We start from the raw sequence: 24,453 nt of genomic DNA, 5'->3' as shown, positions 1-24,453 counted from the left end.
TTGTAATCGACCCGTCTTAACAGATAGGAACTACGAAAGATAAAATTTTAGACGAATTCAGACGGACAATTGCTAACACGCATTAACGATCAGCGTGTTGCTTCCTGCTGACCGGAGTCTGACCGCTGATCATCTTGTTGAGATGATGACTTTTCTTCATTGTCCTCATCCCCGTCTACAAATTCCGGATCTCTCAAATCCGGCGGTTCGCTGGTCGTCTGAAATTCAACTTCCGGCCTGAAATAAACAACCTGGTTGCGCTCTTCCAATTCTCTCAGCGCCGTTTCGATTGTGTGCATACGGAGAAAGTCTTCGATAGAAGTGCGCACATCATCAAAAGGCACCGACTCCGTCGACCGGCGGTCCAAGACTTCCAAAATGTGCCAGCCAAACTCGGTCTGGAAGGCAGGCGCTCTGAGGCCCGGTTCCGTATTAAACGCCGCCCGCGAAAAAATTGGCGTCATCATGGATCGCGTAAACCAACCGACCTCGCCACCAACCGGCGCGGTCGCCCGATCGATAGAGCGTTCGCGCGCCAATGCGCCAAAGTCCGCCCCCTCTTCGAGCAAGGTGATAATTTCAGCCGCTTCCTCGCCGGTTTCCACAACAATATGCCTTGCCCGCACTTCGTCACCCAAACGGGTAACATCAGACTGACGCGTATAAAGGCGCTCCACGGCTTGAGGCGTCACTTCTGTTTGAAGTTGTGCGTCCATATAGGCGGAAGCAAGGACGCGGTCCCTTGCAGCGTTTACTTTTCGCGCAACATTCGGATTACGCTGAAGCCCGTCATCAAGCGCCGCGCGCGCCAACAGCCTCTGTTCAACATAAGATTCGACGAGATTGCGCTCAAAGGCCGTGAACGGCGTCAACACTTCGCCCGACTTCAAGAAGCCGCCTGCACGAGCCGCCGCTTCAATCTCCGACAGGTGAACGTAGCGCCCCTCAATCCGTGCGAGAATCGGGTCTTCCACATCGACGGGAGGGCGCAGTGTCGCCGTCCCCATCCCGTCCATAGAGGGTGCAGCCCTCAAGACGTCGATAATCCAAAGACCCGCGACAACCAAAAAAGCGCCGGACATGGCGCTGTAGGCCCGCCCAGTGCGGGTTGGCAGCCAGAGAACAAACCCACGAAAAGCCGCGCCAGCCAGCCGGCCTGCATAATCGAGCCCGCGCAGAGCCCGGCGTCCCAAGAGCTTCAGTGCGCGCCAAAGGGCGGAATCAAGCGCCGCCGCCAGCCGCCAGGTCGTGATAATAATCTTGCCGACCGCACGCAGGAGCATCATGGCCGAGCCGCCCATGGCGCGCGCGGCCGTCGCGACCGGTTTGGTCTGCGTTTCCTGCGTAAATTCCTGGCCGTCTGGCGTTTCCATATTCTCAGCCTGAATTCCGTCTTCGTTGACAGCGCCTTAGGCGCTGACTATCTCTCCGACGCCCCCAAGGGGCCAAGCAATTCCAACCCGGCCGATGACAAGGCGCGCCCCGCTCTGGTCTTAACATGGGGCGCTCATGGCCTACTCATCGCACCACGAAGGCTAGAATCCTCATGGCGTTACTCGGTATCGCAAAAAAAATCTTCGGATCTTCTAACGATCGCCGCCTAAAGCCTTTATTCCGCCGCGTCGAAGCGATCAACGCCCTTGAAGAAGAGATCGCCAAACTCAGCGATGACGGCCTCATAGCTCAAACCGAAAAGTTAAAAGAACGCTATAAAGGCGGAGAATCATTAGACGATTTGCTTGAAGAGGCTTTCGCAACCGTGCGTGAAGCCGCCAAACGCGCTTTGGGCCAGCGTCATTATGACGTTCAAATGGTCGGCGGCATGGTGCTTCATAATGGCAATATCGCCGAAATGAAGACCGGTGAAGGCAAGACTCTGGTCGCCACCCTGCCCGTTTACCTGAACGCTCTCACAGGCCGCGGCGTGCACGTCGTCACCGTTAACGATTACCTGGCCCAGCGCGACTCCGAGTGGATGGGCCGCGTCTATTCGCAGTTGGGCATGACAGCAGGATGCATCGTTCACGGCCTTTCCGACGAAGAACGCCGCGCCAATTACGCATGCGACATCACCTACGGCACAAACAACGAATTCGGGTTCGACTATCTGCGCGATAATATGAAATCGTCCATGGATCAGATGGTCCAACGCGGTCATCACTACGCCATTGTAGACGAAGTTGATTCGATCCTGATCGATGAAGCCAGAACGCCGCTGATCATTTCCGGGCCGACTGATGACAAGTCAGAGCTCTACATCACCATCGACGGTTTCATCCCTCAACTGACCGAGGACGATTACGAAATCGACGAGAAGCAGCGTTCCGTGACGCTGACCGAAGAAGGCAATGAACGGATCGAGGAACTTTTAAGAGAGTCGGATCTACTGCAAGGTGAAAACCTTTACGACTCCGCGAATATCTCGGTTGTTCACCACGTTAATCAGGCGTTGAAAGCGCACAAAGTTTTTCAGCGCGACAAAGATTATATCGTGCGCAACGACAAGGTTGTCATCATTGACGAGTTCACTGGCCGCATGATGGAAGGCCGTCGCTGGTCTGATGGTCTGCATCAGGCGTGTGAAGCTAAAGAAAAAGTCTCCATTCAGCCTGAGAACCAGACGCTCGCTTCAATCACTTTCCAGAATTACTTCCGCCTCTATGAAAAACTCGCCGGCATGACCGGTACGGCAATGACGGAAGAAGCCGAATTCGCGGATATTTATAAACTTAACGTCTCAGAAATCCCGACCAATAGACCCATCGCCCGTGAAGACATGGACGATGAACTCTACATGACGGCGGAAGAAAAATACAAAGCCATCGCTGTACAGATTGCTGATTGCTACAAGCGCGGCCAGCCCGTTCTTGTCGGCACTGTTTCGATTGAAAAATCTGAAATTCTTTCAAATCTTTTGAACGATAAAAAATTCTTTAAGAAGGTCGCCGAAACACTCCGCGAGCGGGCAGCAGCGTTAAAAGATAAAGACGTTGATCTAAAAAAAGAAATGGAAGAACAGGCGAGCTACCTTGCTTCCCTTGGCGACAAGAAAACGCCGGTTCCGCACAATGTTCTCAACGCGCGCTACCACGAACAGGAAGCCGAAATCGTTGCCGAAGCTGGCGCGCCTGGCGCCGTTACCATCGCCACCAACATGGCTGGTCGGGGCACGGATATTCAGCTCGGCGGCTCCGTCGATATGCAATTGATGCGGGCGCTCGACGAAAATGATGATGAAGAAACCATCAAAAAGAAGCGTGCTGAAATTGAAGCGAAAATCGCTGAAGACAAGAAGAAAGCCCTAGACTCAGGTGGCCTTTTCGTTCTGGCGACGGAACGGCATGAAAGCCGCCGGATCGACAATCAGCTTCGCGGCCGGTCAGGCCGGCAAGGCGACCCCGGCGCGACCAAATTCTTCCTCTCGCTCGAAGATGACCTGATGCGGATTTTCGGCGCCGGGATGGAAAAAATGCTGAAGCGCTTTGGCATCCAGCCGGATGAATCGATTGAACACCCATGGTTCACCAAAGCCGTAGAAACCGCGCAGAAGAAAGTTGAACAACGCAACTTTGACATGCGTAAGAACGTTTTGAAATTTGATGATGTCATAAACGATCAGCGAAAGGCGATCTTCGAACAACGCATCGAGTTTATGTCATCCGACACTGTTGATGACATTATCTCCGACATGCGCGGGCAACTTGTTGATGACCTTGTCGCGGCGCACATGCCGGCGAAATCCTATGCAGAGCAATGGGACGTCGAAGGGCTAAAAGAAGACCTGAAGAATGTGTTCGGCAAAGACATTCCCGTTGACGAATGGGCGAAGGAAGAAGGCGTCGCCGACACCGAAATCTCGGAAAAGCTCGTAGAAGAAACAAACCGCCTCGCTGCGGCGCGCTCGGCCGAAATCGGACCTGACACCATGCGCCGCATTGAGAAAGCAATCCTGTTGAATGTTCTCGACACCAACTGGCGCGAGCACCTTCAAACGCTCGACCATCTGCGCTCCGTGATCTGGATGCGCGGCCACGGGCAACGCGATCCGGTGAACGAGTTCAAGACAGAATCGTTCACACTGTTCGAAGGTCTTCTGGACGGGCTGCGGCGGGACGTGACGCGCATGTTGATGAATGTCCAGGTTCGCCAGCCGGAAGAAGCGATGCCGCAACGGCGCGACATTCCGATGACGGAAACGCACGTAAATCCGTCAACCGGCGAAAACGAGGCGGCAAGATCGAATCCCCGTTCGCGCCTTTCCGCCGGCATCGGCACGATCAAAGGGCGCGCTGGCGCATCGGCGGTTGATCCGAATAACCCGGACACGTGGGGCCGCGTACCGCGCAACGCCCCCTGCCCCTGCGGTTCAGGCAACAAATTCAAACACTGTCACGGTTCAATCTAGAACAGACGTTCAACGCACGCGTCGTTTCATCGCCTCTTTTATTTCGGACCGTGATTCCGCACTGGACAGATATTGCGGTTCGGTTAGGTGTTTGGTGCGTTGTTCATACGCAAACCCATACGACAGAACTGATGCATCCTGATCTTTAGCGCCCATAAATGAAACGCCGACGGGCACGCCATGCACGGTTCCCATGGGCACAGTCAAATGCGGATAACCGGCTATCGCCGCAAGATAACCTGCTCCTGCCCAGTTCGGCCAGACATCTCCGTTGATTGGATCAATCCGCGAAGCGACCGGGCCCGAGGGCGAGACCAGTACGTCGAGATCATACTCATCGAGCAAGCGGTCGATTCCGTCGCGCCCTGCGGCGGTCTGCACGTCATCACGCGCTGTAATATAATCCTCGTCGTCTAGTCCGCCTTTTTCGTTGGCGCCCTCGAAAATACTCTGATCGAACAACGCAAGTTCAACGTCGACATTCTCACGATTGAAGGCAATTAATTCATCTAGCGAACGCGTTAGCACATGAGGCGCAGCATCGTCGAGGTATTCGTTTATGGTCGCCTTGAATTCGTAGTCCAGAACAATGCGAGACTTGACCCAGAAATTTTCCGCAGACGGCTCAAAATCTTCGATTTCAACAATCTCGGCGCCGGCGGACTCTATGTCGGCTATTGCAGCATCAAAAAGCTTGATAATGTCGGCGTTAGATCCTTCCGCGAAACGCAATACGCCAACACGCGCGCCATTAAGCGCTTCCGCATCAAGAGCGGCGGCAAAATCGGTTCGTGCTTCGCCGGTAGCCATTGCGCTCAGCATCATGGCGGCGCCAGTAACTGACTTTGTCATCGGGCCGGCTGTATCCTGAGAAGAAGAGATCGGCACAATATATAGCTGTGATATGAGCCCAACGGTGGGCTTGAAGCCAACCACGCCGTTTGCGTTGGACGGGCAGATGATCGACCCGTTCGTTTCCGTTCCAACAGCGCCTGCGGCGAGCGAGGCCGTGACAGCCGCCCCTGACCCAGAACTTGAGCCGCAAGGGTTGCGGTCCAGCATGTGCGGATTTCTAACCTGCCCGCCCAAGGCCGACCAGCCGCTCATGGAGTCGTTTGATCGAAAATTCGCCCACTGACTTAAATTCGTTTTACCGAGAATGACGGCGCCTGCCTCACGCAGGCCGGCAACCAGCGGCGAGTCCCGTTCGGTGATATTATCTTTGAGCGCCAAAGCGCCCGCTGTCGTCGCCACAGGGTCTTTAGACTCAATATTATCCTTTAATAGAATTGGCACGCCATGGAGCGGCCCAAGCGTCTCGCCCCTTTCCCGTTTGGCGTCTAAAGCACGCGCGTCAGCTAACGCATTCGGATTGAGCGCGAGAACACTTTGTAACTCAGGGCCTGCCCAATCAACTGCTTCAATGCGCTTAATGTAAGCTGCTGTCGCTTCTTCCGCCGTCAGCTCACCTGACTTTAGCCTTGCGGCGACGTCAGGAAGCGTCTCCGCCATCCAGCCTTGAGCAAAGTATGCGGCATCATCAGTACTTGCAGGATGAACTGAGGCAGCATCCTCCTGTGGCGGCGCACAAGAAATTAGCGCGAGCGCCGACACAGCCGTGATAAAATGATGTTTAAGAAGCGTTTCTATCGTTTTCAGGTCCTGTACGTTTGCGCCTACTCCCACCAGTATGGGGACGCTTCGCGGTCGCCGGTCACTTCTTCGTTCAGCGTCATGGCGTCATAAAGGCGACCATTCAGCATAACATGACTTATATCATCTGTGTTTTGAATATCCTCCAGCGGATTCGCATCCAAAACGACGAGATCAGCGAGTTTGCCGGCTTCGAGAGACCCCAAACCCCCTGAAAACCCGAGATGCGTGGCCGGTACAATCGTCGCCGCCCGCAAAGCTTCCAGAGGACTCATCCCTCCGCGCACAAACGACCACATGTCCCAATGAGACGCCAACCCTTCCTCCTGACCATGAGCTCCGATAGAAACCATAACTCCCCGATCCGCGAGCAGTTTTGACGTCGCAGCGCTCACCTGATCGGCATAGTCTTCTTCCGGCGCCTTCTCGCGACGAACAGACGTCGCTTGAAGCAAGCGCGGCGGCGCATGTTTCGACAGGATTGGATGGAGCCACACGTCAGTCGCTTGACGCCAGTAAGGATCGCCGCCGAGGCCGCCGAATGTCACTGTGAGCGTTGGCGTGTACGCGACTTTTGTTGCACCGTAGAAGCTGAGCACATCTTCATAGAGCATCGCTTGCGGAATGTTGTGCTCAATCGACGTATTGCCATCCGCGATCATCGCAAGATCCATGTGCAGCAAAGACGCGCCTTCAGCAACGACAGCGATGTCTTCTTCAAGCGCCGCGGCCACAACCTGCTGACGCTGTTCGCGTCGTGGCTGATTATAGTTTTTGATCGAATGCGCGCCCTGCTGTTTCAATCGGCGCACATGATTGGCCGCGTCTTCTGCATTATCGATAACAGCGTATCGGCTCGGGCCTTTTGCGCCATAAACAATCTCGCCGCTTGAGTACATGCGTGGAGCAAGGATTTCTCCAGCACGCTGATACTCAGACGCAGCAAAAATATGGCTGGCCTTGTTCGCGGGATCATGGATTGTCGTCACACCCAGCGCGAGATGCGCCCGTGTATGCCAGTTTTGCTGAGGGATGATATCATCCACTCCCTGCGGTCCGTGCGCGTGTGCGTCGATCAACCCAGGAATGATTGTCTTCCCAGAAACGTCAACCTGACGCATGCCGGCTGGGATCGTCATCGATGCGGCGGAACCGATCGCTGCGATCCGGTTATCCTCAACAACAATAATGCCGTTTTCGATCACGCCGCCATCGTTATCCGTCATGGTAATGATCCGGGCCCCGACAAGAGCAACAGAACCGGACGGCTTGTCCGCGGTGAACGTCAGCGAAAGATCAACCCCGTTCTCTGGCGACGAATAACTGTCTTCAGCTTCATCCGCATCTTCAGACTTAGGCGCGTGCGGCAGCATATCATCGACGCTTGCCGAGAAAAGCGCTGGTCCAAGACTCCAATTCAGATTTTCACGGGACCAGTTCATATATGCAGCGCCGTCGCCGCTCGCCTTTATTACCGGCAGCGCTGAAGCACTCCTGCCAGAACCGACCATCTGAGGCCCTGGTGTCATCGGCATCACATAAGCGTTGTAATTTTCAAAAAAGGCCAAATGATCACCTGAAGGAGCAACCTGATATTCAAGCACCAACTCCCCCGAGGCATGCGTACGCTCCTCATTACCGTTAAGATTGACGCTGACTAAAGAACCTTTGGTTCCTTCCGCTTTCGTTAGAAAGACACGGTCATTGGCGGCGCCGAAATGGGGGTACGACCCGCCATCGACTATACGGGTCATGTCACCGCCACTGGCAGGTACGCGGTAAACTCCTGTCGCTTCAGACCAGTTGTCGTCAGTTAAGAAACCGCCCGCGCCTTTCTGAAACACGATCGTCCTGCCGTCTGGAGAAAATCTAGGGCGGCGATAATGACCGGGCTCACTGGTTACGGCTCTGCCAGAACCGCCACCTGCGCTTACGGTACGTACTGCGCCAAGTTCTTCATCAGACCAAGAGACATAGGCAATTCGCCTTCCGTCATACGACCATGATGGAAAAAACTCGAAATCATCACGCTCGTTCGTTAGTCGGCGCGGCGTACCGTTAGGCAATGACTTTATGTAGAGCTTTCCGAGAGACTCAAAGACGACGCGTCGGCCGTCGGGCGATACGCTGGCAAATCTCGTCATGCGCGTTTCAACTCGGTCTATGGCGACGTCAACATCCGGCCTTGGCGGATCAACAACGGCACGGGTGTCACGTACACGGAACGGAATTATGTCAGCCTCACCGGAATCGATGTCTATACGGCGAATTTTTCCGCCAGCCCAGAACACGAGCGTCTTTGAATCTGGCGTCCAGTCCATATTCGGATAGACTCCATGGATCGCCCATACCTCCTGCATATCCTGATCAAGGTCATCATAGATCTTACGCTCATCACCGGAGCGAAGGTCTTTCAGATAGAGCTTCGATTTTGCCCGCTCTCTCCGCACGAACGCCATGTATCGGCCGTCTGGGGACGGTGCAGGCCGAACTGAACCGCCAAAACCGGAAACAGCCGTTTCGATCTTTCCAGTCGCCATTTCATAACGGCGAATATTGAACAGATCCGTGTTTGAATCTTGCGCGTAAATGAAGGTTGAGCCTGGCGTTATGTTTTGCGAGTAGTAAATATAGCGCCCGTCAGGCGAGAACATCGGCTCTCCAAGTTCTTTTTGGTGGGCTTCGCTCGGACGAGACACAAGTTGAACGCCCGCGCCGCCGGAAATATGGTACATCCATATCTCGCCGCCACCGAGCGAACGCTGCGTGGTATAATGCTTGCGCGCTGCAAGATATTTACCGTCAGGAGACCAGGTTGGATTATTCAGTAAGCGAAAGGTTTCTTTTGTGACTTGTCGCTTGTCTGTACCGTCAGCATTCATGATCCAGATATTGTCGCCACCGCCTCGGTCTGACGTAAATGCTATTTTCGACCCGTCTGGTGAAAATCGGGGCTGCATATCCCACGCCATGCCGCTGGCGATGGACCGGGCTTCACCGCCGGACATTGGCATGACATAAATATCGCCAAGAAGGTCGAAGGCGACGGTCCGTCCATCGGGGCTGACATCGAGGCTCATCCAAGTGCCCTCGTCAACATCGATCGTAACATTACGTGTCGGCATGGGCGGTGCGGACACATCCCACTTTTCCTTGCCGCTCTCCGCTTCCTGCGCACTAAGGGAAGCCGGAATAAAAGTAAGAGCCGCAAGTACAGCGAACGATTTTTTCATTGATAGAGTCCTCGGATGATTCAAACGCAGTGAACCTAAGGTCTTATCGCTGCAACACACAAGTGCAGTCCTGCAACACGATTGGACCTTAGGCCGTATAAAATAGCGTTTTGATTCACTTTGCGGTTGCAGCAAGAACGGCTGAAAATAATGTTCCAGGCCAAAAATTTAGGTTATTCGTCGAATGCATCACAGTTCGTTTAGAACATTGCTCACCCATTGGGGCACGACTTTTGTAGCGGGGCCGTAAATTTTCTTGTTAAAAATACGTGCATTTTCTGAACACTCAAGATTGAGCTCCATGGTCTCAACGCCCAAGGTGCGCGCCTGGTTCACAAATCCTGATGCCGGATAAACACTTCCAGAAGTACCGATGGAAACGAATAAGTCTGCGTCATTCAAGGCATGCGCCGTTTCATCCAGAAAATAAGGGACTTCTCCGAACCAGACTACATTTGGCCGCAATCCTCCAACACGCCCGCATGCTTCGCACTTTAATTCAACCGAAAGATCCGTGCGACATTCGCTTACATCGCCGCAACCATTGCACTTAGACTTCAATAGCTCACCGTGCATGTGCAGAATATTTCTCGAACCGCCTCGCTCATGTAAATCGTCTACGTTTTGCGTGACTAGGGTGAACCTCCAGCCCGCATCTTTAAGCCCGGCTTCCAGCTCTGCGAGCGCTATATGCGCCGCGTTCGGATGAACGCTGGGTAAGGCTTGCCGGCGGCTATTGTAAAATTCATGGACAAGCGCCGGATTATGAGCAAACGCATGAGGCGTCGCGACTTCCGTTATATCATATTTTGACCAGATCCCACCCTTGTCGCGAAAAGTCGCAACGCCAGATTCAGCAGAAATGCCGGAGCCGGTTAAAACGACGATATTCATCATTTCGTCATTTTGCTATCGACCAGGTCAGGCCCGTCTTTGGCTACTGCGCATCAGAAGCGGAAACTATTCCGCGGTTTAATGTCTGGCCGGTTTGCAATGTCAAATTGCCAATCCACAGCGCATCGCTATCGGTAATTTTAGGATTATTTCCAGCCAGGCTTTCAGCGTTTCCGTACGACGCACTAACACCGAGATATGGCTGCTCCAACACCGTGCAAACACGTCCGACGGTTGGCGAATGATCCATCATCGCCTGAGCGACAATTTGTATTTCATCAATCGTGTAGGCGCCGCTGGTGACCATATCCAAAACTTCAGCCGTCATTGCCGCCTGATCATTAGCGTATGGAGTAATGCGCCCCATCAAACCAAACTGACGCTCACTGAGAACGCCGCCCAAGACACCTGCCCCGCAAGCACATGGGACTTCAGGATCTGCAATTACGCCACGGCCTTCATTGCTGCACGTGGTTACAAAATTCACAGTTGCTTGAGATGAAAGGTCCTGTGCGGCTGCGGACCCGATAAATCCCAGAATTGTTGCGGCAAATAATGGTTTCCTCATAACGCTCCCCAAGATGATGTTTCGCCCACGTCAGAAACCTGACACGTGGCTTTGTGGAAAGCAATGTAAACAAGGCTCGACGCCCGCTGTTATCGGGGCAAACTGAGGTCCGTTCAGCGCGACCGCCATAGCTCAAACCATAAAATCGCAAGGCCGATTGGAGCGACGGTGTTCCTGAACCCGTTCGCATATCAAGTCTTTATGAAAGGCTTCATTTCTGCAAGGAATTCCCGCTTACCAATATTGAGACCCAGATGGCGAAGGATGAGGTAGCTGGCCGATGTATGGAAATATAGATTCGGCAAAATCCAATTGTGGGCGAAAGCCAATCTTTTCAACGTCACATCCGCAGGGCCCATCGGGACGGTAATCTCTTTATCAGGATTTGCGTCCAGCGCTTCCCTATCGATTTCTTCAACGATGTTGCGCGCACGATCCACTCGCTGGTTTAATTCCGAAAATGATATTTCGTCGTCCGCAAATGTGGGCAGCGCCGCACCGGCAAGCCTTGAGAGACCCCGAGCCGGTATTTCGGTCGCGAAACGCACCTGCACAGCCAGCGGAAACATATCAGGCGCCATTCGCCAGTTTAGATAAGTACTTTCTTCTACGTCTGTTGCAGCGCAGCGTTCTGCCGCCTTTTCCAGGATGATATTAAGCGTATCGAACATCTGACCAACGGCAGGAAGCACCGATGATGAAATCGTTATCGTCATGAAAGGGTCCTCTATTCAATATGTTTCAGCATTTGCCACGCTGAAGATGTTTTAGTGGTTGTCCCGTAAGATCGGGTTTGACCTTGCACGCATCAAGAGCCAGAACATTGGCTGCAGAAGAAATGGTCGGCAGAAATTCTAATGTCAGCAAAAGTTCTCCTTGTTTGTCTTGGAAACATCTGCCGCTCGCCGGCTGCAGAAGGCGTGCTTCGACATAAGGCGCGCGAACGCGGCGTTAAACTGACAATCGACTCGGCCGGCACCGGGGCATGGCATGTGGGTGATCCGCCAGACGCGCGCATGATCAAGGCGGCGGCGAAACGAGGCTACGATATTTCCTATCAGCGCGCCCGACAGGTGGAGTTTTCAGACTTTTATGAGTTTGACTACTTACTCGCCATGGATCTTTCAAATCATTCCAATCTGTTAGAGATGGCGCCGCCCAATCGAAGCTGCGACATTCGCCTGTTTCTGGACTTTTCTGACGGCGAGGTTCGCGAAACGCCTGACCCCTATTACGGAAGCGGCGACGGCTTTGAGCGCGTGCTTGATTTAATCGAAAGCGGTGCAGACGGTTTTTTAAATCATGTTGAAGATGAAAGCGCGTAGCTCGCTTCAATATTATATACGCTGGCGCCGCCGCCCAATTGCGATGAATAAAGATGAAAAGCCTCAACCGGGAAAGGGCCGCAAGAAAAAAGTCCGTGTTGAGAGGCATAAACCATGGCCGTGTCCTGACTGACGCCGCGCAAATAAGCGAGCGTCACATGCGGCTTAAACTTCCGTTTTTCGATATTACAACCGGCCCGGCGCAACGCCTGCTCTGTTTTAGCCTGTAAGTGATCGAGCGCCGGGCATGGCTCGATGCCCGCCCATAGACTTCGTGGTTGCTTATCTCCAAAGAAACCAACGCCTTTCAGGCGTAAATCGAAGGCAGGCGCGTCAATGGTGGAAAGGGCGTCAACAGCATTCGAAAACCCGTGCCGGTCGGCCTCGCCAATGAAAGCGAGCGTCAGATGAAAATTCTCTGTTGGACGCCAGCGCGCTCCATCAACGCCGGACTGCAGAACAGTTAGCGCGTCAGCGACGATTTCCGGTATTTCAATGGCGACAAATAGACGGTGCATGGAAGTTCACAGATGATGTACTATGTGGCCGCCATAGATAAGTTTTAAATAAATGTCGAGAAATCAGAGGCGCTGAATGCCGCAACAAAAACTTCTTTGTCTTGGATACGGCTATACCGCCCGTGCCTTTGCAGCAAAACTCAAAGATAACGGTTGGGAAATTAGCGGCACTACCAGATCGCGAGAAAAAGCAGCTCAAATCGAAAATGATGGTGTTGAACCGATCATTTGGAACAAAACCTTTGATCCGGCATGGCTTGCTGACGCTAGGGCGATGCTCGTCTCGACACCGCCAAACGCTGAAGGCTGTCCGGCGCTACGCGATGCCGGGGATGCGATCGCAAGGAAAGCCGCAACTATTAATTGGATTGGCTATCTTTCTACCAATGGCGTTTATGGCAATCATGACGGCGCCTGGGTTGATGAAACAAGCGAGCTAAGGCCAACAACGGAGCGAAGCAGATTTCGCATTGATGCTGAAAAAAGCTGGCGCGCCCACGCTGACCAGCACGATCTGCCGCTGATTATTTTTCGCCTGCCCGGCATATACGGGCCCGGCAGGTCCGCCCTTGACCGAGTCCGCAAAGGCGCCGCGAAACGCATTTACAAAAAGGGACAGGTGTTTTCGCGCATGCATGTTGACGATATCGCCGCTGCTCTCAAAGCCAGTATGACGCGTCCGCGCATTCATGACCTTTATAACTTGGCGGATGACGAACCGTGTCCGCCGCAAGACGTGATCGAGTTTGCCTGCAAACTGGTTGGCGTCGAGCCGCCCCCGCTGATTCCTCTAGAAGAGGCCGACCTTTCCGACATGGCGAAAAGTTTTTATGCGGACAACAAGCGCGTCTCTAACCAACGCATGAAAGACGCGCTTGCCGTTACGCTTGAATACGCAACATACAAACAGGGCCTGGAAGCCATATTGAAACAGGAACAGACAGTCGGGCGCTAGTCGCCTTCGCGCTCAGTTTCTTCGTCGTCTTCTGCTTCCTCGGCGACAGCGTCTTCGTTCCATTCATAAATCCCTGTAATGGAACATCGCCGGTTAAAGCCTGGACCGTCTTCGACAATAATAGTGTCGCCTCGCGTCACGCATCCGCCGCCTGGCCGGCTATCAATGCCGATCGCCAGCGCCGAACGGAATGTGTTTTCCCTGCATGCGCCAAGAAGTTCGACATAATACCAGTTATTGACGCCGCGCTCGAGCAAAACCGCGTTATCAACACCCTTCACCGTCTTCCAGCCATTTATGCCACGCTGAAAGCAGATGCGATTGACCTTTTCGCCGATGCGATAGTCAGGGCCATCCGTTTCCGCGCCCTTGCCTTTCTCGCCGGCGAGACTTGCGGCTGTCATGGAGAGCCCGCCCAGGCTGGCGGCGGCCAATAGCGATAAAACCGTTTTCATAACCGTCTTTCCCTTCTGTTCGCCCAACCCGGGCCGATATTACCGGATTTCTTATATGGAACACCAAACAAATGACCGTGTTCCCGGGGGGATTGGAATCACATAAAGAAATCTTTATATGACCCTTGGCGCCGCCATCACGCCCTGATATACGCCGCTCAAATTTCTCAAAACCGCAAAAGGATTACGCCATGAACGCCCCAGCGCATCACGATTATTTCGTCAAAGATATCAGTTTGGCTGATTATGGCCGCCGGGAGATCGAGATCGCGGAAACAGAAATGCCCGGCCTGATGGCGACCCGCGAAGAATACGGCGCTTCCAAGCCATTAAAAGGCGCACGAATCGCCGGTTCACTACACATGACAATCCAGACCGCCGTCCTGATTGAAACTTTGCAGGAACTGGGCGCCGACGTGCGCTGGGCGTCATGCAATATTTATTCGACGCAAGATCACGCCGCCGCCGCAATTGCTGCTGCCGGCACGCCTGTATTCGCATTCAAGGGTGAAAGCCTTGAAGAGTACTGGGACCTCGCCGACAAGATTTTTGAATGGCCCAATGGCGAGACCGCCAACATGATCCTAGATGATGGCGGCGACGCAACCCTGTTGATCCTGCTCGGCGCGGACGCGGAAAAGGACCCCTCAATCCTCGATAATCCGTCCAATGAAGAAGAAACAGCGTTGTTTGACACCATCAAGCGCCGTCTCGCAAAACAACCGAACTGGTATTCAACGGTCAAGGCCAACATCAAGGGCGTGACGGAAGAAACGACTACGGGCGTTCTGCGCCTTTACCAGCGTCAGAAAAAAGGTCAGCTCCCTTTCCCGGCTATCAATGTCAATGACTCAGTGACCAAGTCGAAGTTCGACAATAAATACGGCTGTAAAGAGTCCCTCGTAGACGGCATTCGCCGTGGCACGGACGTGATGATGGCGGGCAAGGTCGCTCTTGTTGCGGGGTATGGCGATGTCGGCAAAGGTTCCGCCGCTTCGCTGCAAGGCGCCGGCGCACGCGTCATGGTTACCGAAGTCGACCCGATTTGCGCACTACAAGCCGCTATGGACGGATATGAAGTTGTCACCATGGAAGACGGCGCGCCGCGCGCGGACATCGTCATCACCGCAACCGGCAACAAGGATGTCCTGACCGTCGATCACATGAAGTCGCTAAAAGACATGGCGATCGTCGGCAATATTGGACACTTCGATAATGAGATTCAGGTCGAAGGACTGCGCAATTTCAAATGGGCGAACGTCAAGGATCAGGTCGATATGATCACCTTCCCGGACGGCAAGCGCATGCTGCTTTTAAGCCAGGGACGGCTTTTGAACCTTGGCAACGCCACCGGCCACCCAAGCTTTGTCATGTCCGCCTCATTCACGAACCAGACCCTGGCGCAGATTGAACTCTGGACCAAGGGCGATCAGTACAAAAACGAAGTCTACATCCTGCCAAAACATCTGGATGAGAAAGTCGCAAAGCTCCACCTGGATAAGATTGGCGCGAAGTTGAGCGAGTTATCTAAGGAACAGGCCGATTATATCGGCGTTGATGTGACCGGCCCATTCAAATCGGACCACTATCGTTACTAGATCAATACGGAACATAATATACAAACATCATGCGGATGCCGCCATCTACAGGGGGCATCCGCAATAAGTTTTTAGCCAACGTACTTAATTTAAGTAATTTCCGGCACGGCGGCGCATCGCCCTCTCATCTCTAAAAAATCCCTGCTGGGATAAGGACTGCGTATTCACACTTGAAATCCTCAAGTGATCGTATCGTTCGACACTGCCACGCGCGTATCGCCAGGCATGAGCCGTTGGCGCTAATCCTGAGCTAATCACGAAATCCAAAATCCAACCCCCGCCCGGCTGTGCGATATGAAAATCCGAAGAAATGTGATCCAGAGGCCGCAATGTCAGTTCTTGAAACAGCTATTTACGGGTTTATCGCTATTAATTTGATACTTGCCGCGCTTGCCAAGATCACGCTCAAATGAGAGGCGGATCATAAACCGGGAAAAAGCGTGCATCTTCTTTTGAAATTCACTTTCATTTTGATGCTTCTTCTGAGTTTTTTTCAGCTCGGCGGGACTGCGCATGCATATGATGCAAAATGGCGGGAGGGAGACGCAGCATCCTGGGCGGCGCCCGGTCTGGACGAGACAGGCTGGAAAAGCTTTGACAGTTTTGCAGGAGCGCCGCAGGGCGTGTTCTGGATAAGAGACAGACTGGAAACCTCACCGGAATTGCTCGACGGGAGCAACTACATACTCTCCTGCGAAGGAACTGGCGCGTTTGAAATTTATTTTGACGGCTTGTTACTGGGTTATTCCGGACGCCCCGCGCCTTTGGCCAGGAATGAAACGCCGGGCGGCCTGAGATTCTCAGTTAGCCTTCCCCCTGCCCTCTTGTCGCCCGGCGAACACACAATCGCATTGCGTTCATCCGCAACTAAACTGACAAATCCGACAGAGTTTCGGATTGAATGTGATGTCGCCACCCAATCGCAACAGAACAACAATGTTAGCCTTAGTTTACTGTTGCTTGGCTTCGCAGGGGCGGCTTCTGCAATTTTATTCCTGTATTTTATTCACATAGCACCGACCGGCAGGCCACGGTCGAGCGCGCTTGCCGCCCTGAGCGCCGCTCTCTCAACAACAGTCCTTGCTGCGGTCGAAACCGGATATCAAACAGGCTTCACGAATTACACGCAAACCGGCGCCATCAACCTTATTGCTCTTGTTGCAGCGCTATCGCTGTATGCAGCGCTTCCGGCGACGATTTTACTGAGATTGAACCTTGCCGCAAAGTTCTGGTGGCTAGCTGGCGCAGGCGCGCTTTTATTCCTTTCGCTGATACCATGGCCAGTTGGTGATTTCGATCATGACACTCGGGCATTTTTGTTGTTATGCGCTTATGGTGTCGTTATGTGCCTCAGCACGCAGGGTGCGACACGCGCCCACGCGCGACTCTTCGCTGGCGTTCTTGTCGTGTGCACAGTCGGAATAATCATAGATCCTGACGATCTTTACGTGTTCCTTGTGATGCTGACATTGTTTTTATCCGTCAGTTTTATCGAATATCTCCGCTCACAAGCCATACGGGCAAAACAAGCGGAAGTAACAGCTGCTCGCTTAGAAGCGGATCTTATTCGGCGAAACATCCAACCGCATTTTCTCATGAATTCTCTGACAGTCGTAAGCGAGTGGGTAGAAACCGACACCAAATCCGCACTAAAGTTTATAAAAGGTTTGGCCGACGAGTTTCGTCTTCTGGCATCCTATTCCGGCAAGAAACTTATCCCGCTGGATGATGAAATCACGCTATGCCGGACACATCTCGCCCTTATGGGAATGCGGCAACGAAGAGAGTTTTTATTGTCTGTCAATGGCGTCTCGGGAACAGAGCAAGTGCCGCCCGGTTTATTCCACACTATTGTAGAAAATGCTTTTTCTCATAATCGTTTCTCAGACCTCGTTGTAACATTCAGCCTCAGCAAATCCGAGGCAGATCGCGGCGTAACCTACCTTTTTAAAGCGCCTTTGGGGCGCCAGCCTGGAAGCAGTGCGACATCTACAGGCTCTGGTCTGCGGTATGTGCGCTCTCGCCTGGAAGAGAGTTTTCCGCAAAAGTGGGAATTGAACTCAATCCAACAAGGATCCGATTGGGTCACCATCATTCGAATCCTGTCATAGTTGAGATATACACCTCCTGATGAAGATACTCTCAATTGAAGACGAACCTGTAATTGTCGAGCGGCTGGAACGCCTGACCTCGAACTTGCTAGGTGACAAAGTCTCAAAATTCACTTCGTTTGCCACGGTCGAGGACGCCATTAAGCAACGCGATGTTTCCGAATATGATCTATATCTGCTTGATTTGAATTTGCATGGCGCTGACGGATTTGAGTTTCTGAAAACTTTTACGTCATACGCCGGAAAAACAATCATAATATCAGCATATAAGGACAAGGCTGTATTAGCGTTTGACTATGGCGTTATCGACTTCGTCGCAAAACCATTTGACCAAGAACGACTGGGCCTAGCGTATAACCGCTACTTTGATACTGCGCAGCGGAAAATTCACCCCCGTTTCCTGTCCTTTCGTAGTCATGGAAAGACTACGGTGAGCCCGCTTGACCAGGTGGCCTCAATTGCCGGCGCCGATAAATATTCGGAAGTCACTATGCTGAACGGCGAGACCTTGCTGCACGATAAATCATTGCAACAACTAGAAGAGCTTTTGCCTGCGAACTTTGAGCGTATTCACAAATCGTACATTGCGCGTTGGGATTTGATAGAAACGATTGAAACAAAGGAAGGCAGCCGTTATTTCGTCAAACTGACAAATGGCCAACGGCTGCCTGTAAGTAGAATGCGTTACAAATCGATCCGGGAACGACTGATCTGATAATGCAAAGTTAGACTTAGAACTTGTATTTTAGACCCACTCCGAAAGTATAGGCGTCATAGTCAACATCGACATCAGCAGTGCCTGACGTTCCTTGAAGGGTCATTGTTGCGTTAAACGATTTGAAATAGCGAAGATCGGTAAAGACTGAGAAGTTTTCCGAAAGACCTATATCAACGCCTACGATGCCTTGAGCCGATAGACTGGTCGCCTTGTCCATAACCATGTTAGCGCCGTCGGATATGTCCGCACTTAGTTTGGCAACCCCTATGCCGCCGCCAAAATAAGGCGTGAACCGCGAACGGTTTTTAATATCGATGATGCCGTTAGCCATGAAGCTGACGGCGGATATGCCGTCGCCAATAGCAGCGCCGTCAACGCCATTGATGTTGAAATCTCGAATGTCGCCACCCTCACGCCAGGCAGCTTCAGCCTCAAGACGGAAATTGACGCCCCCAGCATCAAAGATTTTGCCTATCGCCCCTGATGCATAAAGCCCATTATGAAGTTCAAAATCGATATCAACGGATGGAGCCCGAATTTCTTCTCGCTCTACCGCACGGACTCCGAATTGACCTGAGGCATACCATGAATTGTCCTCTGCTTGGGCAGCCCCGCCAGTAATCAATGATATGCTGAGGGCCAGTGATGATGCGCGTTTAAGCATCGGCTTCTCCTTTACCTGTTGTTCCTGAGTCGGAGATATCCGCCGCTTTCAAGCGCTTACAGTTCACTTACGCCAAAGGCTCAACTCAGACGTCAACGGCTCAAATTTTAGAATTACCGTTGCTACATCTGTCGCATTATGTTAGATTGCGACTATTGTAGCACGGGGGCGTGCTCTGTGACTGCGTATTCATACGCCTCATCGCGCTGCGTGAACTTCAACTGCGAAACCGCATGAAAGGAATGCGCTATGTCATTGTTTCGTTGGATACTTGGGTTGCCTGCCGCAGGTATAATAACAGCCGCCCTGTTTTTCATGATGGCGGAATTGATCAAAGACAATGGGCTCGAACTGAGCAGTTCAAAACAAATTCCGGACCTGAGCATAACCGCAGAAGAGCCCGACGAAAAAGGTTGGGAAAAGCCCCCCAAACCAAAACCCCTTCCCGATTCAACGCCGGAAACAGAATTCGAATTCACAAAGCCAATTGGGCCGCCGGACAGCGTCGGTATCGATACTGGGCCCGGCACGATTGAAACTACAACGCCCGATCAGAAAGGCATGTTCAGCGGCGGCACTATCAAAATTACGCCCGCCTATCCGGAAGGCTGCCGTTCCAAGGGTGCTGAAGGCGTTGTTGTTGTCGAGTTTGACATTACCCCTGAGGGCAATGTCGTTAACCCTCGAATCCTGCAGTCGCCGGACAGATGCTTCAACCGGCCGATTCGATCCGCAGTATCTAAATGGAAATTTCCGCCAGCGCCGTCAAACGGCTCAAACACGCGCCGTACTATGACCGAGTCCTTCAATTTCCAACTCGTTGAATAGCTAAGCAGTGTCGTTACAAAACCCGCTAACCTGTTGAAAACTTCATCTGGTTGGCGGGTTCAATTCCGTCTTTTGCCCTATGCGGCCAGTGCGAACACAGTACATATTGTGGGCTTGGCTGATAAACGCGCAAAATATCGCGAATCTGCATATTTTCGCCGTTTCGGGCCAAAGGCGCGAACATGAGCGACGGCATGAAGCATTGGGTAAAAAAACTGCTGATCGGAACAATGCTGAGTAGCACATCGGCGCTCGCAACGGCGCCTGTGCTGGCCGCTGGAGAGACTGGTGCGGGTGGTGCTATCGATCCTCTGCTCGCTGGCGCCGGCGGGGCTATTGCGCTTGCTGTCGCCGCCGTGATCTGGGCGCTTCGTATTTCTGCCGCCAACCGTAATCAGTCGCTTCATTGGTCTGAAAAACTTGCCGAGATGGAAGCGCGCCTCGAAAAAGCCGACTCGGTCTTGTCCGCTCATCCGGGCCTTGTACTGGTTTGGGAAGACGATGCGAAAAGCGCAAATGGCGGCTGGGGTTCGCCGAAAATATTAGGCGGTCCGGCGGCGCTGGCGTCACTCCTGGCTTTTTCGAAAGAAGACAAAACAGAAAAAACCGCACCCGTAGATCGACTGTTGAATGCGCTTGGCGCTTTAAGGCTTCAGGACGAAGACGCGGAAGAGCCTGAAACGCTCAAGGAAAAAATCAAGAACCTGCGGGATCACGGCGTTGCGTTTTCCGGCAATGTCGTAACCGCCGATGGGCGCACCATTGAAGTAGACGGCAGGGTTGCGGGCGGACAAGTCGCGCTGTGGATTACAGATCCTGCGGTTCGGATGGCGGAAGACGGAGCGGTTATTGGCGCCTTTCGAGAACGCGCGACTGACCTGCACGGCGCCCTCGCCCTGCTTGAACGCTCGCCGGTTCCGGCTTGGCGGCGCAATGCCGATCTCGAACTTGTCTGGGTCAACCGCGCGTATGCCGATATCGTTGAGGCGGCGAATGTTGGCGACGTCATCAAACAGCAGACCGAACTCGACAACACGATTAAAAAACTGGCGTCCACCGCAGCTTCGGAACGCAAGCCTCAAGATGGGAAAACCATTATCAACTCCCGCGGGGAGCGTCGTGTTTTCCGGATTGTCGAAATGCCGCTGCACGGTTCTGGCGACGCCGCGCTGGGCGGTGTCGCGATCGACATCACCGAACAGGACAAGGCGAAATCCGACCTTAAGCAACAGATCGAGGCGAACCAGCGCACCCTTGATCAAATTCATACAGCCGTCGCCATTTTCGGCGCCAGTCAAAACCTGATCTATTACAATCGCGCTTTTCGCGAATTATGGGCGCTGGATGAAGCGGAGTTATCAGGCCGCGTCTATCACGGCGAGATCCTCGATCAGCTTCGCGTCGCTGGCCATCTGCCTGAACCGTCCGATTACGAGCAATGGAAAGAAAAGCAGCTTGCTCTCTACACGGAAGGCCTTTCAGAACCCGGCTCCGAGCGCCTTGGCGGTGCGCCGGATGAAGTGTGGCACCTGCCTGACGGACGAACACTGCAAGTATCAAAACAGCGCCACCCGTTTGGCGGCGTGATGACGGCGTTCGAAGACATCACGGAAAAACTGACTCTTGAAACGCAGTTCAATACGCAACTGAGCGTACAAAAAGCGACGCTCAACAACCTCGCGGAAGGTGTCGCCGTGTTTGCCGCCGACGGCTCGATGCGGCTTTATAACAAAGCCTTTCAAAAGGTCTGGCGGCTCGACGCTCGCCTTACCGATTCACGTCCTCATATCGATCTGATTATTGAAAACCTCGATAAGCTTGCGAAGGATCCCGGCGACGCTTTTGACGCGCTTCGCCGTTGCGTCGTTTCCAAATCTCATGAAGACCGCAAGCCCATCGAGATTCGCGAAATCAAGCTCGTGGATGGCCGCACGCTTGCCGTTGGCACAGAACCCCTGCCCGACGGCGCCACGCTTGCGCGCTTCTTGGACGTTACAGACTCAAAAGAACGCGAGAAGGAGCTGAAGGAACGCAACGCCATTCTTGAAAACGCGGATCGGCTAAAATCGAAATTCGTCGATCATGTTTCTTATCAACTCAGAACACCGCTTTCGACGATCATCGGTTTTTCCGAAATGTTGGAAGGCGAGATGTTTGGCGTCTTGAATGACCGGCAAAAGGATTACGTTGCAAGCGTACTTTCTGCGTCTTATCATTTGCGCGACCTGATAAACGATATCATTGACTTGGCGGCTATCGACGCCGGCCAGCTTGAGGTTGCTCTCAAAAAGACAGACATCCGAAAGCTTCTTGAAAGCGCGGCGACTTTTGCAGCGCTGAAAGCTGAGGACACGCAGGTCACACTGAAAGTCGATTGCCCGAAAGATATCGGTGAGACTGAAATGGACGACCGGCGCATTAAGCAGGTGCTGTTCAACCTTCTCTCTAACGCATTTGCCTACACCGGCGCGGGCGGACAAGTTACGCTGGGCGCGCGCCGTGTTGGCGACGCTGTTAAAATTTGGGTCAGCGATACAGGTCGCGGACTGTCTCCGACCGATCAGGCCCGTGCCTTTGACGCGTTCGAAAGCCGGGGGCCAAGCGCAGGCGCCGGACTTGGCCTCGCTCTGGTTGAACGGTTCATCAAACTGCACCACGGCTGGGTCCGAATGGACTCGTCAGAAGGTCATGGCGTCACGGTAACCTGTTTTCTCCCGGAACAAACAAAAGCAGCAGCGGCGAATACAACTGATAAGGCCACATCATCACAGGCGTCAGCGCCACAGCCAAAAGGCAAGGACAACGCTCCAAAACCGGCGAAAAAGAAGGCCCCGGCGCGCCAACGGCGTCGCGCCAAGTCAAAATCGCCAGGATCAGACAAACCAGCATCGCGTCCGCAAGCGGCTGAGTAACGAATATTTTTTCAGGCTGACCTCTTTTTCAACGTAATTACCGCGTTAAACTCAAAGTATGTTGCATTTGAGCATTTTGGCTGCTGTCGCCGCCACATCATCGCCAATAGAAGCCATGAGTCCGCGCTATACGGACTGCATCCAGCTTGTTGACGCGGACCTTGAGTTGGGCCGTATCGCCGCTCAGCAATGGGTAAGTGAGGGCGGCGGCTCGGAAGCCCGACATTGCCTAGCCCGCGCTGACTTGAAAGCTGGGTATCCCAAGCTCGCCGCCTTGCGTCTTGAAGAAATTGCGCAACGTAACGATGCTGGTGACGATTATGTTCGTGCGCGTCTCTACGATCAGGCGGCTTATGCTTGGCTTGAAGCTGAGCAACCGGACCGAGCTGAACAAGCACTAAATGACGCACTCTTCCTAGTGCCGGACTCGGGAGAGCTATATTTGACCGCAACCAAAGTCTACGCCGCTCAAGACCGCTGGAAGGACGTTGTGAGGGCTGCTGATACCGCCGAAGCAGCAGGTTTTGCGAGTGTTGAAACCTATGTTCTGCGCGGGCGCGGTCTTTATACGCTCGCAAATTACGAGCATGCCGCGCAAGACGTCGTCAGGGCGTTGGAACTAGACCCGACAAACATCGACGCACTTGTCTTGCGCGGAGATCTGGCGCGTCAGGGTGTTACGATTGAAGTCTCTCTTGAGACGCCGGACAATAATTAAAACACCGTCGAATTTCAGCCTCGACCTGATCCGAAAATCACCTCATGGCGATGTTTAACGATTGGTTAACGATTGCATACTCCCATGGGTGTGAGGCAAAAGGATCCGCGCCAGATGACCAGCGCTTCATTGCACGCGAAAAATGTCCGGGAATTGCAGGAACTTGCGCAACACGCGCCGATTGAGCCGCGAAAACGTAAGTCTTCCTCTCTATCGCGCGCGGCGCGGTTGCATCTGATTGACGTTCTTTCCCGATGGAGCGCGCCTGGCCTTGCGCTTTTAGCTGGGGTTTCCGTCTATCTGGCGGTTGTAGCTGGACGCGTATACCCCGGACGCGCATTCGCTTGGGGGTTAATGGCTCTAGGCGCATTATGGGTGTGCCGCCGCTTGCGCAGTCAATTCCGCGCCGGCGCGAACCTGGCTGACCGTCCTTTCCGATGGCGGGCGGCCTATACGTCAAGCCTGTCGGTTCTCGGTGTTGTCCTTGGAAGCGCGCCGATCCTACTGGCGCCCGTCGACGCGCCAACAGCCCTGGCCCTTCAAATTACTGCGTTAGCCCTGTTTGCGATTTTCGCCGCCGCCCTGTTGCACTCGGCCCATTTTTTCAGCGCCGCTGCTCTGGCCGCGCCAGGCGCTCTCTTTGCAATTTTGACTGGCCTCAGAGCGGGGGAAACGAGCCTTGTGCTGGCCGCCATATCCACCGCTATTCTTGGAATGACCGGACTGCGGATCGCCAATCGATACCTTGAAAAAGGCGCAAGCCGGCGCTATCCGCGCACTGCCTTCATCAGACGGGAAATCGAAACGCCAAGCGCCGGGTATGCAAGCCATACCAAGGATGGATCACAGGCCCTTCAAGCCTGACACTCCTGTTCGACAGACCTTTCGCATTTCCTTT

Annotated in this window: 19 protein-coding genes; 10 read left to right on the top strand and 9 right to left on the bottom strand. The window is 53.4% G+C overall.

Going from position 1 to position 24,453, the window contains the following annotated elements:
* Positions 1-89: 89 nt before the first annotated feature.
* Positions 90-1,373, bottom strand: coding sequence for a peptidylprolyl isomerase (locus PUV54_RS11040; RefSeq protein ID WP_274492294.1), 1,284 nt, complete (start codon positions 1,371-1,373; stop codon positions 90-92).
* Positions 1,374-1,546: 173 nt separating this feature from the next.
* On the opposite strand from PUV54_RS11040, the gene secA reads away from it, so the two are divergent.
* Positions 1,547-4,405, top strand: a complete 2,859-nt coding sequence (secA, locus tag PUV54_RS11035; protein WP_274492293.1) for a preprotein translocase subunit SecA — start codon at positions 1,547-1,549, stop codon at positions 4,403-4,405.
* Positions 4,406-4,414: 9 nt separating this feature from the next.
* Here secA and PUV54_RS11030 read toward each other — a convergent pair whose 3' ends face one another.
* The 5 genes from PUV54_RS11030 to PUV54_RS11010 form a co-directional block, all read right to left on the bottom strand.
* A complete protein-coding gene (locus PUV54_RS11030) occupies positions 4,415-6,019 on the bottom strand; it encodes an amidase (RefSeq protein WP_274495224.1) in 1,605 nt (534 codons plus the stop codon).
* A 62-nt stretch (positions 6,020-6,081) separates the two neighbouring features.
* Positions 6,082-9,291, bottom strand: a complete 3,210-nt coding sequence (locus PUV54_RS11025; RefSeq protein WP_274492292.1) for an amidohydrolase family protein — start codon at positions 9,289-9,291, stop codon at positions 6,082-6,084.
* A 189-nt stretch (positions 9,292-9,480) separates the two neighbouring features.
* Positions 9,481-10,188 (bottom strand): NAD-dependent deacylase, encoded by a 708-nt coding sequence (locus PUV54_RS11020; protein WP_274492291.1) that lies wholly within the window; start codon positions 10,186-10,188, stop codon positions 9,481-9,483.
* A gap of 40 nt (positions 10,189-10,228) precedes the next feature.
* The gene (locus tag PUV54_RS11015; RefSeq protein WP_274492290.1) at positions 10,229-10,753 is read right to left on the bottom strand and encodes a hypothetical protein; all 525 of its coding nucleotides are present in this window, start codon (positions 10,751-10,753) and stop codon (positions 10,229-10,231) included.
* A gap of 191 nt (positions 10,754-10,944) precedes the next feature.
* Complete coding sequence (locus PUV54_RS11010) at positions 10,945-11,469, bottom strand: DUF1993 domain-containing protein (RefSeq protein ID WP_274492289.1); 525 nt, start codon at positions 11,467-11,469, stop codon at positions 10,945-10,947.
* 141 nt (positions 11,470-11,610) lie between these two features.
* Here PUV54_RS11010 and PUV54_RS11005 point away from each other — a divergent pair, with 141 nt between their 5' ends.
* A complete protein-coding gene (locus tag PUV54_RS11005; RefSeq protein WP_274492288.1) occupies positions 11,611-12,078 on the top strand; it encodes a low molecular weight protein-tyrosine-phosphatase in 468 nt (155 codons plus the stop codon).
* Here PUV54_RS11005 and thpR read toward each other — a convergent pair.
* A complete protein-coding gene (gene thpR, locus PUV54_RS11000) occupies positions 12,054-12,596 on the bottom strand; it encodes an RNA 2',3'-cyclic phosphodiesterase (protein ID WP_274492287.1) in 543 nt (180 codons plus the stop codon). The two genes, PUV54_RS11005 and thpR, sit on opposite strands and share 25 nt — an antisense overlap.
* Positions 12,597-12,672: 76 nt before the next feature.
* Between thpR and PUV54_RS10995 the strand changes: the two genes are divergently transcribed.
* Positions 12,673-13,551, top strand: a complete 879-nt coding sequence (locus PUV54_RS10995; protein ID WP_274492286.1) for an SDR family oxidoreductase — start codon at positions 12,673-12,675, stop codon at positions 13,549-13,551.
* On the opposite strand, the gene PUV54_RS10990 is transcribed toward PUV54_RS10995, so the two are convergent.
* A complete protein-coding gene (locus tag PUV54_RS10990; RefSeq protein ID WP_274492285.1) occupies positions 13,548-14,006 on the bottom strand; it encodes a DUF6491 family protein in 459 nt (152 codons plus the stop codon). The genes PUV54_RS10995 and PUV54_RS10990 overlap by 4 nt on opposite strands.
* A gap of 191 nt (positions 14,007-14,197) precedes the next feature.
* On the opposite strand from PUV54_RS10990, the gene ahcY reads away from it, so the two are divergent.
* The 3 genes from ahcY (at position 14,198) to PUV54_RS10975 (ending at position 18,430) form a co-directional block, all read left to right on the top strand.
* Complete coding sequence (gene ahcY, locus PUV54_RS10985; protein ID WP_274492284.1) at positions 14,198-15,604, top strand: adenosylhomocysteinase; 1,407 nt, start codon at positions 14,198-14,200, stop codon at positions 15,602-15,604.
* Between the two features lie 452 nt (positions 15,605-16,056).
* Positions 16,057-17,715, top strand: coding sequence for a sensor histidine kinase (locus PUV54_RS10980; protein ID WP_274492283.1), 1,659 nt, complete (start codon positions 16,057-16,059; stop codon positions 17,713-17,715).
* A gap of 19 nt (positions 17,716-17,734) precedes the next feature.
* A complete protein-coding gene (locus tag PUV54_RS10975; protein ID WP_274492282.1) occupies positions 17,735-18,430 on the top strand; it encodes a LytR/AlgR family response regulator transcription factor in 696 nt (231 codons plus the stop codon).
* 16 nt (positions 18,431-18,446) lie between these two features.
* On the opposite strand, the gene PUV54_RS10970 is transcribed toward PUV54_RS10975, so the two are convergent.
* Positions 18,447-19,097 (bottom strand): outer membrane protein, encoded by a 651-nt coding sequence (locus tag PUV54_RS10970; RefSeq protein WP_274492281.1) that lies wholly within the window; start codon positions 19,095-19,097, stop codon positions 18,447-18,449.
* A 249-nt stretch (positions 19,098-19,346) separates the two neighbouring features.
* On the opposite strand from PUV54_RS10970, the gene PUV54_RS10965 reads away from it, so the two are divergent.
* The 4 genes from PUV54_RS10965 (at position 19,347) to PUV54_RS10950 (ending at position 24,419) form a co-directional block, all read left to right on the top strand.
* A complete protein-coding gene (locus PUV54_RS10965; RefSeq protein ID WP_274492280.1) occupies positions 19,347-19,925 on the top strand; it encodes an energy transducer TonB in 579 nt (192 codons plus the stop codon).
* A 182-nt stretch (positions 19,926-20,107) separates the two neighbouring features.
* Positions 20,108-22,837 carry a sensor histidine kinase gene (locus tag PUV54_RS10960; protein ID WP_274492279.1) on the top strand — a complete coding sequence of 910 codons (2,730 nt, stop codon included), beginning with the start codon at positions 20,108-20,110 and terminating at the stop codon, positions 22,835-22,837.
* 67 nt (positions 22,838-22,904) lie between these two features.
* The gene (locus PUV54_RS10955) at positions 22,905-23,555 is read left to right on the top strand and encodes a tetratricopeptide repeat protein (protein WP_274492278.1); all 651 of its coding nucleotides are present in this window, start codon (positions 22,905-22,907) and stop codon (positions 23,553-23,555) included.
* 114 nt (positions 23,556-23,669) lie between these two features.
* On the top strand, positions 23,670-24,419 hold the full coding sequence (locus tag PUV54_RS10950) for a hypothetical protein (RefSeq protein ID WP_274492277.1): 750 nt from the start codon (positions 23,670-23,672) through the stop codon (positions 24,417-24,419).
* Positions 24,420-24,453 lie beyond the last annotated feature (34 nt).

This window comes from Hyphococcus flavus (genome assembly GCF_028748065.1).
Taxonomy (GTDB): domain Bacteria; phylum Pseudomonadota; class Alphaproteobacteria; order Caulobacterales; family Parvularculaceae; genus Hyphococcus; species Hyphococcus flavus.
This window is presented reverse-complemented; position numbering and strand designations above follow the sequence as displayed.